This window comes from Janthinobacterium sp. DSP2-3-3, from assembly GCF_049897325.1.
Classification (GTDB): domain Bacteria; phylum Pseudomonadota; class Gammaproteobacteria; order Burkholderiales; family Burkholderiaceae_D; genus Janthinobacterium.
The window spans coordinates 38,462-53,602 of sequence record NZ_JAFCWA010000009.1 but is presented as its reverse complement, the minus strand read 5'-3'; the positions used below and the strand labels follow the sequence as shown (position 1 = coordinate 53,602).

The 15,141-nt window shown below is 60.9% G+C and carries 15 protein-coding genes and 1 riboswitch; of the genes, 4 read left to right on the top strand and 11 right to left on the bottom strand.

Annotation, left to right across the window (positions count from 1 at the left end):
* Window positions 1-141 precede the first annotated feature (141 nt).
* On the top strand, window positions 142-762 hold the full coding sequence (locus ACP7DE_RS18395) for an outer membrane protein (protein ID WP_426073433.1): 621 nt from the start codon (window positions 142-144) through the stop codon (window positions 760-762).
* 67 nt (window positions 763-829) lie between these two features.
* Here ACP7DE_RS18395 and ACP7DE_RS18390 read toward each other — a convergent pair whose 3' ends face one another.
* From ACP7DE_RS18390 to ACP7DE_RS18355, 8 genes are all read right to left on the bottom strand, one after another.
* The gene (locus ACP7DE_RS18390; RefSeq protein WP_426073432.1) at window positions 830-1,024 is read right to left on the bottom strand and encodes a hypothetical protein; all 195 of its coding nucleotides are present in this window, start codon (window positions 1,022-1,024) and stop codon (window positions 830-832) included.
* Between the two features lie 18 nt (window positions 1,025-1,042).
* Window positions 1,043-2,401: an ATP-dependent protease ATPase subunit HslU gene (gene hslU, locus ACP7DE_RS18385; RefSeq protein WP_426073431.1), complete on the bottom strand. Its 1,359-nt coding sequence runs from the start codon at window positions 2,399-2,401 to the stop codon at window positions 1,043-1,045.
* A gap of 134 nt (window positions 2,402-2,535) precedes the next feature.
* Window positions 2,536-3,072 (bottom strand): ATP-dependent protease subunit HslV, encoded by a 537-nt coding sequence (hslV, locus tag ACP7DE_RS18380; RefSeq protein WP_010394217.1) that lies wholly within the window; start codon window positions 3,070-3,072, stop codon window positions 2,536-2,538.
* A gap of 221 nt (window positions 3,073-3,293) precedes the next feature.
* Window positions 3,294-3,746: an RNA polymerase-binding protein DksA gene (dksA, locus tag ACP7DE_RS18375; protein WP_034753066.1), complete on the bottom strand. Its 453-nt coding sequence runs from the start codon at window positions 3,744-3,746 to the stop codon at window positions 3,294-3,296.
* Between the two features lie 481 nt (window positions 3,747-4,227).
* Window positions 4,228-5,346, bottom strand: coding sequence for a CobW family GTP-binding protein (locus tag ACP7DE_RS18370; protein ID WP_426073430.1), 1,119 nt, complete (start codon window positions 5,344-5,346; stop codon window positions 4,228-4,230).
* A gap of 139 nt (window positions 5,347-5,485) precedes the next feature.
* Window positions 5,486-6,433, bottom strand: a complete 948-nt coding sequence (locus tag ACP7DE_RS18365) for a tyrosine recombinase XerC (protein WP_426073429.1) — start codon at window positions 6,431-6,433, stop codon at window positions 5,486-5,488.
* A 7-nt stretch (window positions 6,434-6,440) separates the two neighbouring features.
* The gene (locus ACP7DE_RS18360; protein ID WP_426073428.1) at window positions 6,441-7,118 is read right to left on the bottom strand and encodes a DUF484 family protein; all 678 of its coding nucleotides are present in this window, start codon (window positions 7,116-7,118) and stop codon (window positions 6,441-6,443) included.
* Window positions 7,119-7,301: 183 nt separating this feature from the next.
* The gene (locus tag ACP7DE_RS18355) at window positions 7,302-8,381 is read right to left on the bottom strand and encodes a porin (protein ID WP_426073427.1); all 1,080 of its coding nucleotides are present in this window, start codon (window positions 8,379-8,381) and stop codon (window positions 7,302-7,304) included.
* A 415-nt stretch (window positions 8,382-8,796) separates the two neighbouring features.
* Between ACP7DE_RS18355 and ACP7DE_RS18350 the strand changes: the two genes are divergently transcribed.
* Complete coding sequence (locus ACP7DE_RS18350; protein ID WP_426073426.1) at window positions 8,797-10,299, top strand: hypothetical protein; 1,503 nt, start codon at window positions 8,797-8,799, stop codon at window positions 10,297-10,299.
* Between the two features lie 23 nt (window positions 10,300-10,322).
* Here ACP7DE_RS18350 and dapF read toward each other — a convergent pair whose 3' ends face one another.
* From dapF to ACP7DE_RS18335, 3 genes are read right to left on the bottom strand one after another with little or no spacing between them, the layout of a single operon-like run.
* Window positions 10,323-11,186 carry a diaminopimelate epimerase gene (dapF, locus tag ACP7DE_RS18345; protein WP_426073425.1) on the bottom strand — a complete coding sequence of 288 codons (864 nt, stop codon included), beginning with the start codon at window positions 11,184-11,186 and terminating at the stop codon, window positions 10,323-10,325.
* A gap of 11 nt (window positions 11,187-11,197) precedes the next feature.
* The gene (locus ACP7DE_RS18340; protein WP_426073424.1) at window positions 11,198-12,073 is read right to left on the bottom strand and encodes a lipid A biosynthesis acyltransferase; all 876 of its coding nucleotides are present in this window, start codon (window positions 12,071-12,073) and stop codon (window positions 11,198-11,200) included.
* Window positions 12,070-12,939 carry a lysophospholipid acyltransferase family protein gene (locus ACP7DE_RS18335; RefSeq protein ID WP_426073423.1) on the bottom strand — a complete coding sequence of 290 codons (870 nt, stop codon included), beginning with the start codon at window positions 12,937-12,939 and terminating at the stop codon, window positions 12,070-12,072. Before ACP7DE_RS18335 ends, ACP7DE_RS18340 begins: the two co-directional genes overlap by 4 nt.
* A gap of 188 nt (window positions 12,940-13,127) precedes the next feature.
* Between ACP7DE_RS18335 and metK the strand changes: the two genes are divergently transcribed.
* Window positions 13,128-14,294, top strand: a complete 1,167-nt coding sequence (gene metK / locus ACP7DE_RS18330; protein WP_071079821.1) for a methionine adenosyltransferase — start codon at window positions 13,128-13,130, stop codon at window positions 14,292-14,294.
* Window positions 14,295-14,437: 143 nt separating this feature from the next.
* A complete protein-coding gene (locus ACP7DE_RS18325; RefSeq protein ID WP_426073422.1) occupies window positions 14,438-14,965 on the top strand; it encodes a hypothetical protein in 528 nt (175 codons plus the stop codon).
* Window positions 14,966-15,051: 86 nt separating this feature from the next.
* Window positions 15,052-15,120, top strand: a riboswitch (S-adenosyl-L-homocysteine riboswitch).
* Window positions 15,121-15,141: the final 21 nt, after the last annotated feature.

Genomic DNA, 15,141 nt, shown 5'->3' with positions numbered 1-15,141 from the left:
GCGGATGACGGTACCGAATGTAGCCGCAAATGGCACTTTGCACAAGGTGATAGTACTTCTCGGCAAAAGAGATGACACTCCCGCTTGTGGCTCGCGCAGCGTGCTACAACCAGGCAATCCATCCACTTGTAGAGGTTATCCATGTTCCCATCTTTCCGTTTCCCCGCAGCGCTGCTGGCGCTGGCCGCCATCGCTCCCCTGCATGCCGTGGCGGCCGCAGCCGAGCCTGCACCGGGTCCCGTCTATGCGGGCGCCAGCTATGGCTTTCGCGCCAGTAGCGGCCTCGATTGCGTGCCAGGACAAGGCGATTGCGACAAAAGCAGCAAGCGCAATGGCAAGGCCTACCTGGGTTACAGTTTCAACGCGCTGCCGTTTCAGGGCGGCGTGGCCCTGCCTTCGGTTGAACTGGTGGGGTATCTGGGCGGTGAAGTCAAATCCGGCTTCGACACGGGTGCCGGCAAGCGCGCCGGCCGCGGCAAGTTCACGGGCGCCGGCGTGCAGGGCGTGCTTGGCTACCAGTTCGATGCTTTCACCCTGAGCGGGCGCGCCGGCGTGGCCTACACGCAGGGCAAGGTCGATTATGTGGGCGGCGGTTCCGACAAGAAGAACAAGGCAGGCCTGATCTATGGCATCGGCACGGCGTATGCGCTGAACCAGAACTGGTCGCTGCACCTCGATTGGGACCGCGTGCCCGTCAAGTACAACGACAAGCAAACGACCAAGGTCGATATGTTTTCGCTGGGCGCGTCCTACCGTTTCTAAGGGGATGCTGCTGCGGCAGAGAGTGGCCTGATGGCGGACGCCCCGATGGGGGGTGTCCGCAGGCGGCCTATTTATCCGTTGCGACCTTCAGCAGCAATTTCGCCAGCAGGCGTTTTTCCTGCTGGCGCTGGCCAGACACGGTTTTCACGTGCGCCCCGGCGGCGCGCTGCAAGGCCGCAGTGGCCACCGGATTGCGCGGTTTTTGCGAGGATTCGACGCGGAACTGCATTTTCTGCCGCGTCGCCAATGCCTTGTTTGCCATCGGTTTCCCCCTTTCTTCCTACAGCACGTAGCGCGACAGGTCCTCGTTGACCGACAGCGCTTCCAGGCGTTCGTTGACGTAGGCGGCATCGATCACCAGCAAGTTTTCCGTGCTGCTGCTGCCTTCGCTGGCTGTAAACGAGACTTCTTCCAGCAGTTTTTCCATCACCGTGTACAGACGGCGCGCGCCGATGTTTTCGGTGCGCTCATTGACCGAATAGGCGATTTCCGCCAGGCGCGTGATGCCTTCCGGCGCGAATTTCAAGGTCAGGTTTTCTGTCGCCAGCAAGGCTTCGTACTGCATCGTCAGGCAGGCGTCGGTGCTGGTCAAAATACGCTCGAAGTCCGAAATCGACAGCGATTCCAGTTCCACGCGGATGGGGAAACGCCCCTGCAGTTCGGGAATCAGGTCCGACGGCTTAGCCAGGTGGAAGGCGCCCGAGGCGATGAACAGGATGTGGTCCGTGCGTATCATGCCGTACTTGGTGTTGACGGTCGTGCCTTCGACCAGCGGCAGCAGGTCGCGCTGCACGCCCGCGCGCGAGACATCGGCACCGCCGGACTCCGAGCGCGAGGCGATCTTGTCGATTTCATCCAGGAAGACGATGCCGTTCTGCTCGACGTTCTGGATGGCTTTCTGTTTTAGCTCATCTTCGTTGACCAGCTTGGCCGCTTCTTCCTCGACCAGCAGTTTCAATGCTTCGCGGATCTTGACCTTGCGTGCCTTCTTGCGCTGCCCGCCCACGCCCGAGAACATGGACTTGATCTGTTCCGTCATTTCTTCCATGCCCGGCGGCGCCATGATTTCCATCTGCGGGCCCGCCTCGGCTAGCTCGATCTCGATTTCCTTGTCATCGAGCTCGCCCTGGCGCAATCGCTTGCGGAAGGTCTGGCGCGTGCTGTCGCCGCTACCGCTACCGCTATCCACTGCCGCTGGCATATTCGGCGTGAAGCCGAAGTCGCGTGCCGGCGGCACGAGAATGTCGATGACGCGGTCTTCCGCCGCATCTTCGGCGCGTGCGCGCACTTTCTTCATTTCCAGCGCGCGCGTTTGCTTGATGCCGATGTCGATCAGGTCGCGGATGATGGTGTCGACGTCGCGCCCCACATAGCCCACTTCCGTAAACTTGGTTGCTTCGATCTTGATGAAGGGCGCTTCGGCCAGCTTGGCCAGGCGGCGCGCGATTTCCGTCTTGCCGACGCCCGTGGGGCCGATCATGAGGATATTCTTGGGCGTGATTTCATGGCGCAGGGGCTCGGCCACCTGCTGGCGACGCCAGCGGTTGCGCAGGGCGATGGCGACGGCGCGCTTGGCTTTGGCCTGGCCCACCACGTGCTTGTCGAGTTCGGTGACGATTTCCGACGGGGTCATGTTCATGATCATAGTTAGCTTTCTGTCTTCTTTGCGTAGAGTGCCCGAAAAACGTTCAGGGCAAGGCGCGTGGCCGCAGGCAGTACGTTTTTGTACGCCCAGGCCATGCAACGCAGCCATGGGCGTTTTCTCGGGGACTCTTAGTCGAGGGTTTCGATAATGTGCGACATATTCGTATAGATGCAGAGTTCCGCAGCGATGGTCAGCGATTTCTTGACCACTTCGGCCGGCGACAAGTCCGTGTTTTCCTGCAGCGCCTTGGCGGCCGACTGGGCGTAGGTGCCGCCCGAGCCGATGGCGCCGATGCCGTCTTCCGGTTCCAGCACGTCGCCATTGCCCGTGATGACCAGGGTCGACTCGCTGTCGGCTACCAGCAGCATCGCTTCCAGGCGGCGCAGCACGCGGTCGGTGCGCCAGTCCTTGGCCAGTTCGACAGAGGCACGCAGCAGATTGCCCTGGTGCTTTTCCAGCTTGCCTTCAAAACGGTCGAGCAGGGTGAAGGCGTCGGCCGTGCCGCCGGCAAAGCCGACCAGGACCTTGCCCTGATACAACTTACGCACCTTGCGGGCCGTGCCCTTCATGACAATGTTGCCCAAAGTTACCTGGCCATCGCCACCCAGGGCGACTTGCTTGCCACGCCGGACGCAGAGGATGGTGGTGCCGTGAAATTGTTCCATAGTGACCTCAAAAGATTCGTGCCAATGCGTGCAGCGTCATGCGTCTGCGCGCCCATGACTCAAAAGTGGGGATGGAAAAGGCAATTGCAAGCGGCGCTTGCCGCTGCCGTGCCTGCTTCAGTGTAGTCGGCGCAGGACGAAAAAAAAGCACGCAACCGAGGTTGTGTGCTTTTTTTCGCCATCGCGGGACCGCCGGGGCGGCCGTGCAAGGGAAGGGGCGATCAGTCGCCGTACAGCTTTTGCTTCAGTTCGCGCCGCTGCTGGGCTTCCAGCGACAGGGTGGCGGTCGGACGGGCGATCAGGCGCGGGATGCCGATAGGCTCGCCCGTTTCTTCGCACCAGCCATAGTCGCCGGCGTCGATGCTGGCGATCGATTGCTGCACTTTCTTCAGCAATTTGCGCTCGCGGTCGCGCGTGCGCAGTTCCAGCGCATGCTCTTCCTCGATGGTGGCGCGGTCGGCAGGGTCCGGGACCAGCACGGTTTCACGCAAGTGTTCCGTGGTTTCGCCGGCGTTTTTCAGCAGGTCTTTTTCGAGCTGCTGCAGGCGCGCCTTGAAGAATGCCAGTTGTGCCGGATTCATGTAGTCATCTTCGCTCATGGCGCGAATTTGGTCTTCGCTGATGAGAGGGATGTCTTGGTTGGCGGCCGGGGTCGATTTATTAGTTTTGGTCATAACTTCGCTTACCTTCGATACGACAGAGTTTTCAAATTGATCAGTTGATGCGGCGATACCGAGCAACTGTACAGGTTCCGCTTGGCATTGCTGTCCCGCTGTACTGCTTGCGACCTTGGCTTGCCGGCGAAAGCCAGGATTACCGGCAGGCTATGGTGCCATGTTGATAACTTTTTACCGCTCTATGCCAGTCGCGCTATGCGCGCGCCAATGGGCGTGTTGGGTGGATCGCTTGCATGCCTGGCATGTGGCCAGTGGCAGTTTGCCAGCATTTCATGACAGGCGAACGACATGGGCCGTTTTCGTCGCTGATTTTGGCACGCTTTGCCTTATATTGCCATCCCGATTTGTTGCCTAGCCGATCAGAGACGGCTACTTGTTGGTTTATACCAGCAAGATGGGTGTCGGACAGCGGGAAAGCGTGCTTAACTTTCCCTTTTGTTTCTGCTTTGCAAAGGATAATTTGCAAAACCCGGCTAGTTTATACCAAACATTGTTCGAGTCCGCGAATAAAAATGTCTTTTGGTAGATTCTTGCCAATAAACACCATTTTGCTGCCACGCACTTCATTCTCGCCCCATTTGGCACCCAGGTCGCTGCCCATCAGCTGGTGCACGCCCTGGAATACCACCTTGCGTTCGGCACCCTGCATCAGCAGCACGCCCTTGTAGCGCAGCATGCGCGGGCCATACACTTGCACCAGGCCGCCGAGGAACTCGTCAAGCTTGGCGCTGTCGAACGGTTGCGTGCTCTTGAAAACAAAGGCGGCGATATCGTCGCTGTGCTGTGCATGGTGGTGGTCTACATGGCCACAATCGGTGGCGCAGGCGTCGCTGTGCTCATGTGCGTGCTCATCTGTGTGCTCATGTCCGTGTTCATGCTTGTGTTCATGTGCGTGATCGTGGTCGTGCGCTTTGTCGTGGTCGTGGACGTGTGCCGTTTCGGTGGCCAGGAAATCCGGGTCCAGTTCCAGCTTTTCATTCAGGTTGAAACCGCGAATGTCGAGCACTTCTGCCAGCGGCGCGCGGCCGAAATCGACCTTGGCAATGGGAGCGCGGGGATTGATGCGCTTTAGGCGGCGCGTCAGGGTGGTCACGTCCTCTTCACTGACGAGGTCGGTTTTCGACAGCAGCAGCTTGTCGGCAAAGCCCACTTGCCGCTGGGCTTCCTCATATTCATCGAGTTGCTTCATGGCATGGCGGGCATCGACCACCGTGATAATGGCGTCGAGCATGTAGTGGCTGCCCACTTCTTCATCGACAAAGAAGGTTTGCGCCACGGGGCCGGGGTTGGCCAGGCCCGTCGTTTCGATGACGACGCGGTCAAACGCCAGCAGGCCGGCGTCGCGCTTGCGCGCCAGTTCCGTCAGGCCCACGATCAGGTCGCCGCGCACGGTGCAGCAGATGCAGCCGTTGTTCATCTCGATGATGTGCTCGTTGCTATCCTGTACCAGGATTTCATTGTCGATGTTTTCCTGGCCAAACTCGTTTTCGATCACGGCGATGCGCATGCCATGGTCTTCCTGCAGTATGCGGTTGAGCAAGGTGGTTTTGCCGGCGCCCAGGAAACCGGTGAGGATGGTGGTTGGAATCAGTGCCATGAAGGATGCCTATGCTGTAATCGATGGTGCCGCCGCGCAAGCGGAAGAATGCGGACGATTATGCCGGAATTTTACAAAAGCTTGCAAATGCGCGCCCATCCGCTTGATATGGATCAGGCTGGTCTACTGGCGCGGCTGTCTATTTGAGCTTGGCGCGCGGATGCGCCTGGTCGTACACGTGCGCCAGGTGCTGGAAATCGAGGGCCGTGTAGACCTGGGTCGAAGTGATGCTGGAATGCCCCAGCATTTCCTGCACGGCGCGCAAGTCGCCCGACGATTGCAGCACATGCGAAGCGAACGAGTGGCGCAGCACGTGCGGGTGCACATTGGCGGGAATCCCGGTGGCCAGCGCGTGCGCCTTCAGGCGCAGCTGCAATACGCGCGGCGAGATGCGCGTGCCGCGCGTGCTTAAAAACAAGGCGGCGCTGCCATCCGCCGCGGGCGGGCGCACGGCCAGCCAGGCGGTCAATGCCACGAGCGCTGCCTTGCCGACGGGCACCTTGCGCATCTTGCTGCCCTTGCCCGTGACGATGACTTCGAAGCTGGCCATGTCGAGCCAGCCCAGCGAGGCGGGCTGGCCGGCCTCGGCCTTGCAGTAATGGCTGTCCAGGCTGGTCAGTTCGGATACGCGCAAGCCGCTCGAATACAGCAGCTCGAACATGGCGCGGTTGCACAGTTGTTCCGGCTCGGCGTTACCCTGCTGGTGTTGCGCTGGCGCCACGAGTCGCACGGCATCGTCCACCGACAGGGCTTTCGGTAATGTTTTGGCCCGCTTGGGCGCGCGGATACCGTCGACAGGGTTGGCGTCGAGCGTGGTCTCGCCACTGAGCCAGTTGAAAAAGCCTCGCCACGACGAGAGCTTGCGGGCGATCGAACGTGGGTTGAGGCCTCCGCTGTGCAGCTTGGCCGTGTAGCGGCGTATTTCGTTGTGCGCCAGCGCCGTCCAGGGCGTATTGCCGCTCAGTTCCAGCAAGGCGCGCAAGTCGCGCCCGTAGGCGTCCAGCGTATGCGGCGACAGCTTGCGCTGCGTGGCCAGCTGCGACAGGTAGCTAGCCAGCCATTCGGCCTTGCCGCGCGCCTCGCCCATGGCTGACTCAGGCTGGCGAGCCGGCGCGCAGCGCGGCCAGGGCGGCGCTGCCCGTGGCGCCGATGTGCACGAGGAAGTCCGTGCCCATGCTGGAGGTAAAGCGTTCGCTGTCGGGCGAGCCGAGCACCAGCAAGCCGAAGGTGCCCGTGGTGCCTGGCGCGCGCAGGGCGATCATGACGGTCGATTCGATCTTGTCGGCCTGCAACCAATGTACGGCTTCGAAATCGCGGTTGCTGCCGCAGTACGGCGCTTGCAAGCTGTTGGCGAACATGCGCACATCGGCCGTGACATCTTCCGTGAACCAGCCGTTGGCGTGTTCCGGCAGCACTTGCCACAGGCGCAGGCTGACATAAGGCACGTCGAAATTGCTTTGCAAGGCGTCAACCAGCACGCGCGGCATGTCTGCATCGTTGCGCACTTGCAGCATGGCCTGGTTCCAGCCATGGAATTTGCTGGCGATATCGCCATTTTCCTCGGCCAGGCGGCTCAGCTTGGACATGCGCAGTTCCAGTGCCTTGTACTTGTCGCGCATCACTTCCATCTGCCGCTCCTGCAGCGAGATGGTGCGTCCCGTCAGCGGGCTGCTCAGCTTGACCTCGCCGAGCAGGGCGGTATGCTCTTCGAAGAAATTCGGGTGCTCGCTCAGGTACTGGGCGACGGTGCTGGAATCGAGTGTGGCGGTCATTGATAAGGTCTGTCAGTGAAAGTTGAACACTTCATTCTAACCGAGAGTGCGGCGGCATAGGCGCAAAGGGCGCGGCATCGGTGCATTTTCCATGCGTCCATGAAAAAAGCGGCATGGTTGCCCATGCCGCTTTGTATTCCATGTACAGCGCATGTCACCCGCAGCGGGTGACATGCGACAGCATTAGAAGTTGTGGTGCAAGCCGAGGCCGACGTAGTTGGTCGTAGTCGAAACGTTGTAGTTGGTCGTGCTAGCAGCTTTCTTGTTCGAAATATCTGCGTACAGGTAGGTACGTTTCGACAGATTGTAGTCGTAGCCCAGCGATGCTTGCTTGGTTTTGACTACGCCATCCGGTGTTTTTTGACCATAGCCAGCGCGGATCTTGCCTGGGCCGACGTCATAGTTGGCGCCCAGTACCCACGATTTGGTGCCGGTATTGATGATTTTGAAGTCGTCATCTTTCTGGTGCTGAATCGACAGCATGACTTTCAGTTCAGGAATCGGATTGACCGACGCACCGACCGACCACAGCTTGGCTTGCAGGCCATTACGCTCGTAGGCAGCCATGGCTGCAAATCCTGGCGAGGCGTATGTCACGGATACCGAGTACGGATTCGATGCAGGCACGACATTGGCAGGCACGCCGAAGTTGCCGGAAGCATTCGTCGTTGCGTTAGGTACGGTCGCCAGGAAGACATTATTGTTGTTCGCTTCCTTAGCGGCCACGGTGGCGTTGAACTGGAAGCCGCTAATGACTGGCGAGTTGTAGAACACGGCGTTCGAGAAGCGGTTACGCGAGTTGCCTGGCGCGCTCAGCGGATCGCTGGTGTAGCCGGCCACGGTCAAGTCGGTTTGGAAACCGGCTGGCGTAGGCATGCCCGACCATGGTTCGAAACCGGTGCTCGTTTCCTGGAAAGCGGTCAGGCCACGGCCCAGGCGGACGGTACCGAAGTCGCCTTGCAGGCCGACGCGGCTTTGACCCTGGAACAGCGGACGCGAATTGGTGCCCGAAGTGTTCTCTACGGTGCCGGTATCGGATTCATAGCGAATTTCCAGTTGAAAAATAGCTTTCAAGCCATTGCCCAGATCTTCCGTGCCCTTGAAACCCAGCTTGTTGTTGTCGCGCTTGGTGACTTTGGTGGTTTCACCAGTCAATTTACCCAGGCCAGCATCGATCGTGCCGTAGATTTGGACGGACGACTGCGCTTGTGCGGTGGCGGCAAAAGCGCCGAAGAGTGCGAGGGCAACGAGTGATTTTTTCATGTCTTATTCCCTATTAAAAGTGAGTTCCGTCCGAGATCCGAGCAGATTGAAATGCGCTAACTGTCGCGTTTCGATGAATGAACCTTAATTCGTCGGCACGCAAGACGTGCGGGATTGGTCAAATATGCGTGAAAAAATTGGTGAAAAGCGTCATAAATCCATGGTCCTGTTGTATTTTTGTAACGCGCGGTTTCTGCCGATCCTGCGCCGATGGCCAGCGTTCTCCCATCGCCACGGTGGCGGCGCCTTGCCATCTTGGCGTGTTCCGGCCAGGAGATTGTTGCGTTGAATCAAGTTCTTAAGCCGGCTTTGGCGGATTTATGACACAAGAACGTTACACTAAGGGACGGCCTGCACTGATGGGCCCTGAGACGACGCACTATTATGAGAATCATTGACTCAATATCGAGAATCGATGGCAAATCGCGAAACATTAGGATTGATCAAGGGCGCACGTGCGGGCAATGTGGCTTGCCAGCTGGCGTTGGGACGGCTGTATCTGTTCGGGCAGGGTGTGCCGCAGAGCTTGCCCACCGCCTTGCACTGGCTGGCGCGGGCGGCCCAGGAAGATAGCCAGGAAGCATGCTTGCTGATTGGTATGCATGTACCTTTCGCAGTGGCGCAACCGGCAGCCAAGACGCTGATTCCGTATTACGCGCAGGCGTTCGATGCGGGCCAGGTGCAGGCGGGCTTGGTGCTGGCGCAATTGGTGCTGGGCAACGCCGCCAGCAGTTGTGAAACCTTGCGCGCCAAGGCGCGCGTGGCGCTGGACGCCGCCGTGCGCGCCGGCTTGCCCGATGCGCAATGGTTGTTATCCATGCAAGAAGGATCGTCCGAAGCCTCCGTACCGGCTACCAGCCTTGTTGCCGAGCATGCTCTCGATGGCGATACGCCGCTGTACGCCGGTCTGGAGCAGGCCTGGAGCCAGGGCGACCATGCAGGATTCCTGTCGCAAGGTTTGCCGCTGGCGCGCCAGCTGTTACAGCGCCAGGCAGCGGCCGGTGCGCGTGCCATCGCCCTCGACGCGCAGCAGTTACTGTTGTTGTCGCGTTGCGCCCAGGCACTGGCGCCTGTCGGCGATGCCGAGGGCTGGCAGTGTTGCGAGTTGGCCGCGCATGGCGGCGACCGCACGGCGCAGCTTGAGCTGGGGCTCGGCTATGCGCGCATGGATGCGCATGGCCAGCGCCTGGCCACGCGCAACGGCGCGGCCAATTTCAAGCGGGCCGTGCGCTGGCTGACGCAGGCGGGTGAGCAGGGCCTGGCAGAAGCCTGGTTCGTGCTGTCGCGCATCTATACAAAACCGGAATTTTCCCAGCGCAATGTGATCGAAGCCCATTCCTGCCTGGAGCGTGCCGCCGACCTGGGGCATGGCCCGGCTCAGCTCGAGTGCGGCATGCATGCCTGGCGCAATCGCCGCGATGGGCTCAACAACGATGTGCGTGCTGCCTATTGGTTGCTGCAGGCGCAGGCGCAAGGCAGCAGTGAAGCGGAGGTGGCGCTGGCGAAGATCGCGCCGCACGGCGAGCCCGGCGACTGGGGCCAGTACGCCGCCTTGCAAGCCGATGGGCACTTGCGGCAATTGGGCCAGCTCCACCCCCTGCTGGCGGCGCGGCTGGAGCTGGCGCGCCGCTTTCATCTGTCGCGTGCCGAGGCACTGCTGCTCGATCTCCATGCGGCCGACCAGGGGCATTGTTTATTGATCGATATTAGCGCCACGCATGGGCGCGGCAAGCGGCGCCTGGTATTGATCCGCACGGCGCAGGAGCGCCAGCTGCTCGATCAGGTGGTGCGCCTGTTCGACCGCGTCGATTGCGGCGTGACGGGGCCGGAAGGCAATTACCGGCAACGCCTGTACCGCCTGAAGTGTTACCTGGCCGAGCTGGGTGTTACGCAGGAACAGCAGTTCCTGGTGGCATGATGTGCGGCGGCTTGCCGCTTTGACTACAGGTCGATCGTGCCTTCGAACACGGTCACGGCCGGGCCCGTCATTAGCACTGGATGGCCCGGGCCTTGCCAGGCGATCGACAGTTCCCCGCCACGCGCGCTGATGCGCACAGGCGAGTCGAGCCGGCCGCGCAGGATGCCGGCCACGGCAGCGGCGCAGGCGCCCGTGCCGCAAGCGAGCGTTTCGCCCGCGCCCCGTTCAAACACGCGCAGTTTCACGTGACGGCGGTCGATGATCTGCAGGTAGCCGGCGTTGACGCGGCGGGGAAAGCGCGGATGGTGCTCGATCAGCGGACCCGATTGTTCCAGGTCTTGCGCGTCGACATCCTCGACAACTTGCACGGCATGTGGATTGCCCATCGAGACGACGGACACCAGCACGGTTGTATCGTTGCCCGGCAGCGCCAGGTCCAGCGGCCACAAGGTGTCGTTGCCTTCTGCTACACCGTCCAGGCCGTTTGCATCGAATGGCACCAGCTTTGGCTCCAGCACGGGCGCCCCCATGTCGACCGTGATGCTGCCATCGCGCTCCAGGCGCGGCGCAATGATGCCGGCCATGGTTTCCACGCGGATGCTGTCCTTGCTTGACAAGCCTTTTTCGCTGACGAACTTGACGAAGGCGCGCGCGCCGTTGCCGCATTGTTCGACTTCGCCGCCATCGTTGTTATAGATGCGGTAGCGGAAGTCGCAGCCAGGCAGGCGCGGCTTTTCCACCACCAGGATCTGGTCGGCGCCAATGCCGAAACGGCGGTCGGCCAGACGCTGCCACTGGGCCGGCGTGAAGGCTATGTCTTGATTGATTGCATCGATGACGATGAAGTCATTGCCGGCGCCATGCATTTTGGTAAATTGGAGTTTCATGGTCTGCCGTATCACTTGTGCTGGTTATAGAACGAGGCTTCGCCTTCCGGACGCGTCTTGAAGCGTTTATGGGTCCAGAAATACTCGGCCGGCGCTTCGCGCACGCGCTCTTCGATGAATTCGTTCATGCGGCGCGTGGCGGCCGTGATGTCGTCGCCCGGATAATCGTCCCAGGCTGGGTAATAGGTCACTTTCCAGCCCTGGTAATTGGGCAGGAAGGTGGCGATGACGGGAATCACTTGCGCCTTGGCGGCCAGCGCCAGGCGCGCCGTGGCCGTCAAGGTGGCGGCGGGCACGCCGAAGAAGGGCACGAATTCCGCATCCTTCTCGCCGAAATCCATGTCCGGCAGCATGAAGTACGGCAAGCCGTCGCGCAGGGCGCGCAGAATCGTCTTGATGCCGTCCTGGCGCGTAAACAGCTTGGGCGGCTTGAAGCGCGAACGGCCATTGCGCAAGGCCTGGTCGAAGGCGGCATTCTTTTGCTGCACATACATCGACGAAGCGGAAATTTCCATGGCCGTGGCGGCGCCGGCCACGTCGAGGCAGACAAAGTGCGGACACAGCAAGATGGTGGGCTTGGCCGCGATCTGCTGGCCCGGGAAGGCGGGCACCTTCTTGATCAGGCGGTTCAGGCGTGTTTCTGACGACCACCACAGGATGCTGCGCTCCCACACGCTGCGCGAATACGCCTGGAAATGCTGGCGCGCCAGGGCCACGCGTTGCTGTTCCGTCAATTCCGGCATGCACAGGCGCAGATTCGTCAGGGCGATCTTGCGCCGCGTGGGCATGGCGATGAATAGTACGTTGCCGACGGCCACGCCGAAGCGGCCGAGGATGGGCAAGGGCAGCCAGTGCAGCAGCCACATGAAGGCGATCAGCAGTCTCATGCCTGCTCCTTGGCGGCATCCGACGCCGCTGGCGTGGGTGGCGGCGCGCCGCGCGGTACCTTGTAGCGATTGTAGCTCCACAGGTATTGCGCGGGACTGCGCGCGATCAATTGTTCCATGGCCGCATTGATGGTGCGCGCCTGTTCGGCCGAGGTGCTGGCTAGCGACTCGGTGAAAGGCACGAAATGCACTACATAGCCGCGTCCGCCCGGCAGGCGCTCGGCGTAGGTGATGATGACTTCGGCGCCGCCCATCTGCGCCAGCTTGGCCGGCAGGGTCATGGTGTAGGCGGGGCGGCCGAAGAAATCGGCCCACACGCCTTCGCCCTCTTGCGGAACCTGGTCGGGCAGCAGGCCGATGGGCTGGCCTTTTTTCAGGCATTTGGCAAAGATGCGCACGCCCGACATGTTAGCCGGCGCCAGCATCAGGTTTTCGCGCGCACGCGCCCCTTCGATCAGCGGTTTCAGTGCGGCGCGCTTGGGCGGGCGGTACATCACGGTGAGCGGCGTGCGCAGGGCGATCTGCTGGGCGACGATTTCAAAGCAGCCCAGGTGTGGTGTCAGGAAGACGATGCCGCGGCCGTGCTGCAACGCTTTTTCCACCAGCTCCCAGTTTTCCACCGTCGCGTGGCGCGCCACGCGTTCGGCTGGCGCGCACCAGATAAAGGGCAATTCCAGCACGCTCTTGCCCGCTTCGGCCACGGCCGTGTGCAAGTGTTGCGTAAACCCCGCACCCCGCATATTCTCGCGCATGCGGCGCCGGTAGGACGGGGAAATGGCGTAAATCACCCAGCCTAGTGCAGCGCCCAGGCCATGCAGGACGGGCAAGGGAAAGAGGGATAAGAAGCGGAAAATTGGGACTAACATGAATAAGCTGTTTCCAGGAATGGCGTGTTGCTGTGCCAAAATTTTTTAAGAAGCGTAAAATACCACGTATGCAGTAACCGCTGAGTTAATAGACAACTTGCGAAGCGGAATATAAATATCGCTAAAGCGTCGCAGGCAACATCCTCTTTACTGCGACAGAACATTCACATAGTAATCAGGAGCTTGCAATGTCAAACGACTATCTCTTCACTTCCGAATCCGTCTCGGAAGGCCATCCCGACAAGGTTGCCGATCAAATTTCCGACGCCATCCTTGACGCCATCCTGACCCAGGATCCGACCGCCCGCGTGGCTGCCGAAACCCTGTGCAACACGGGTCTGGTGGTGCTGGCTGGCGAGATTACCACTTACGCCAATGTGGATTATATTCAAGTTGCGCGCGAAACCATCAAACGTATCGGCTACGACAATACGGAATACGGCATCGACTACAAGGGTTGCGCCGTACTGGTGGCCTACGACAAGCAGTCGCCGGACATCGCGCAAGGCGTCGATGAAGGTGCGGGGATTGACCTGGATCAAGGCGCTGGCGATCAAGGCTTGATGTTCGGCTATGCCTGCGATGAAACGGCCGAGCTGATGCCTGCCGCCATCCACTACGCGCACCGCCTGGTCGAGCGCCAGTCGCAGCTGCGCAAGGATGGCCGTCTGCCATGGCTGCGTCCGGATGCAAAATCGCAAGTAACCCTGCGCTACGTCGATGGCCGTCCCGTCGGCGTGCACACGGTCGTGCTGTCTACCCAGCATGCGCCGGAAATCTCGCACAAGCAGATCGAAGAAGCCGTCATCGAAGAAATCATCAAGCCCATTCTGCCGCGCGAATGGCTGACGGAGACCAAATTCCTCGTCAACCCGACGGGCCGTTTCGTCATCGGCGGTCCGCAAGGTGATTGCGGCTTGACCGGGCGCAAGATCATCGTCGATACCTACGGTGGCGCAGCCCCGCACGGCGGCGGCGCGTTCTCGGGCAAGGATCCATCGAAAGTCGACCGTTCGGCAGCGTATGCGGCCCGCTACGTGGCGAAAAACATCGTCGCCGCCGGCTTGGCGCGCCAATGCCAGGTGCAGGTCAGCTACGCCATCGGCGTGGCCAAGCCGATCAACATCACCGTCTACACGGAAGGCACGGGCGTGATTCCTGACGCGGAAATCGCCAAGCTGGTGCTGGCGCACTTCGACCTGCGTCCAAAAGGCATCGTGCAAATGCTCGACCTGCTGCGCCCGATCTACCAGAAGAGCGCCGCCTACGGCCACTTCGGCCGCGAAGAGCCGGAATTCACGTGGGAGCGCACCGACAAGGTCGCCCTGCTGCGCGATGCTGCCGGCCTGAAATAAGCTAGTCCGCTTGCAAGAAAAGCGCCCCGGCCATCTGGCCGCGGGCGCTTTTTTTATGGGTGCGCCCGCGACGGCGCGTACCGAACGGCGCTGCCATGGGGATACACTACAATTTATTGCAAATAAACTAATTGGAGAATTCCATGACCTTGTTGCGCGTACGCTCGTTGGCTGTTGTCCTGCTGGCCACATGGGGCCTGTCCGCTGTCGCGGCCGCGTCAGTCACGCCGCCGGCCACGCTGACGGTGGGACAATGGCTGGACAAGGCGGAGGCTGGCGATGGCCATGCCGTGCTGATCCTGGCGGCGGCCGGCAAATTTGTTTTTCCCGAGGGCTCGCGGGCAACGCCGGTCCAGATGCGGCCCGAACTCACCGAGTTGATGGGGCAGATGTCGGCACGCCAGGCCTTGCATGTGCTCACTATTTATGCGGACAGTGGTTTTCTCGCCACGGATCCCGATGCCTGGCGCTCGAATATCAAGCCCGATCCCGTGATCACCTGCAAATGGGCCATGCGCGCCGCGAATTACCCGACCGACGGCAGCAAGGCCGATAAAGACATGCTGCCCATCCTGCGCGACCTGGCCGATGAAATAGCGCGGCGCCTGGACGCTGACGAGCGCGCCAGTTGTATCAGTCAGGGCAAGAACTGGCCGCCGCAGAAACCATAGCGCGCCAGCGCGCGTCGCGGACCTGCCAGGCGGCCGGCCCGCTTGACTAATGGTTGCCGTCGGCACAAGGCCGATGTTATGATGCAGGGTCCGAGGAGCGTTGCGACGAAGAAATTCGCCAGGCTCGGAATTTCCTGCAACTGCGCTCACGTACCTTTTTCAACTGAAAGGAGGGC

Coding starts and splice junctions, on each gene's coding strand:
- ACP7DE_RS18395 (WP_426073433.1), top strand. CDS start 142: ATGTTCCCATCTTTCCGTTTCCCCGCAGCGCTGCTGGCGCTGGCCGCC.
- ACP7DE_RS18390 (WP_426073432.1), bottom strand. CDS start 1,024: ATGGCAAACAAGGCATTGGCGACGCGGCAGAAAATGCAGTTCCGCGTC.
- hslU (WP_426073431.1), bottom strand. CDS start 2,401: ATGAACATGACCCCGTCGGAAATCGTCACCGAACTCGACAAGCACGTG.
- hslV (WP_010394217.1), bottom strand. CDS start 3,072: ATGGAACAATTTCACGGCACCACCATCCTCTGCGTCCGGCGTGGCAAG.
- dksA (WP_034753066.1), bottom strand. CDS start 3,746: ATGACCAAAACTAATAAATCGACCCCGGCCGCCAACCAAGACATCCCT.
- ACP7DE_RS18370 (WP_426073430.1), bottom strand. CDS start 5,346: ATGGCACTGATTCCAACCACCATCCTCACCGGTTTCCTGGGCGCCGGC.
- ACP7DE_RS18365 (WP_426073429.1), bottom strand. CDS start 6,433: ATGGGCGAGGCGCGCGGCAAGGCCGAATGGCTGGCTAGCTACCTGTCG.
- ACP7DE_RS18360 (WP_426073428.1), bottom strand. CDS start 7,118: ATGACCGCCACACTCGATTCCAGCACCGTCGCCCAGTACCTGAGCGAG.
- ACP7DE_RS18355 (WP_426073427.1), bottom strand. CDS start 8,381: ATGAAAAAATCACTCGTTGCCCTCGCACTCTTCGGCGCTTTTGCCGCC.
- ACP7DE_RS18350 (WP_426073426.1), top strand. CDS start 8,797: ATGGCAAATCGCGAAACATTAGGATTGATCAAGGGCGCACGTGCGGGC.
- dapF (WP_426073425.1), bottom strand. CDS start 11,186: ATGAAACTCCAATTTACCAAAATGCATGGCGCCGGCAATGACTTCATC.
- ACP7DE_RS18340 (WP_426073424.1), bottom strand. CDS start 12,073: ATGAGACTGCTGATCGCCTTCATGTGGCTGCTGCACTGGCTGCCCTTG.
- ACP7DE_RS18335 (WP_426073423.1), bottom strand. CDS start 12,939: ATGTTAGTCCCAATTTTCCGCTTCTTATCCCTCTTTCCCTTGCCCGTC.
- metK (WP_071079821.1), top strand. CDS start 13,128: ATGTCAAACGACTATCTCTTCACTTCCGAATCCGTCTCGGAAGGCCAT.
- ACP7DE_RS18325 (WP_426073422.1), top strand. CDS start 14,438: ATGACCTTGTTGCGCGTACGCTCGTTGGCTGTTGTCCTGCTGGCCACA.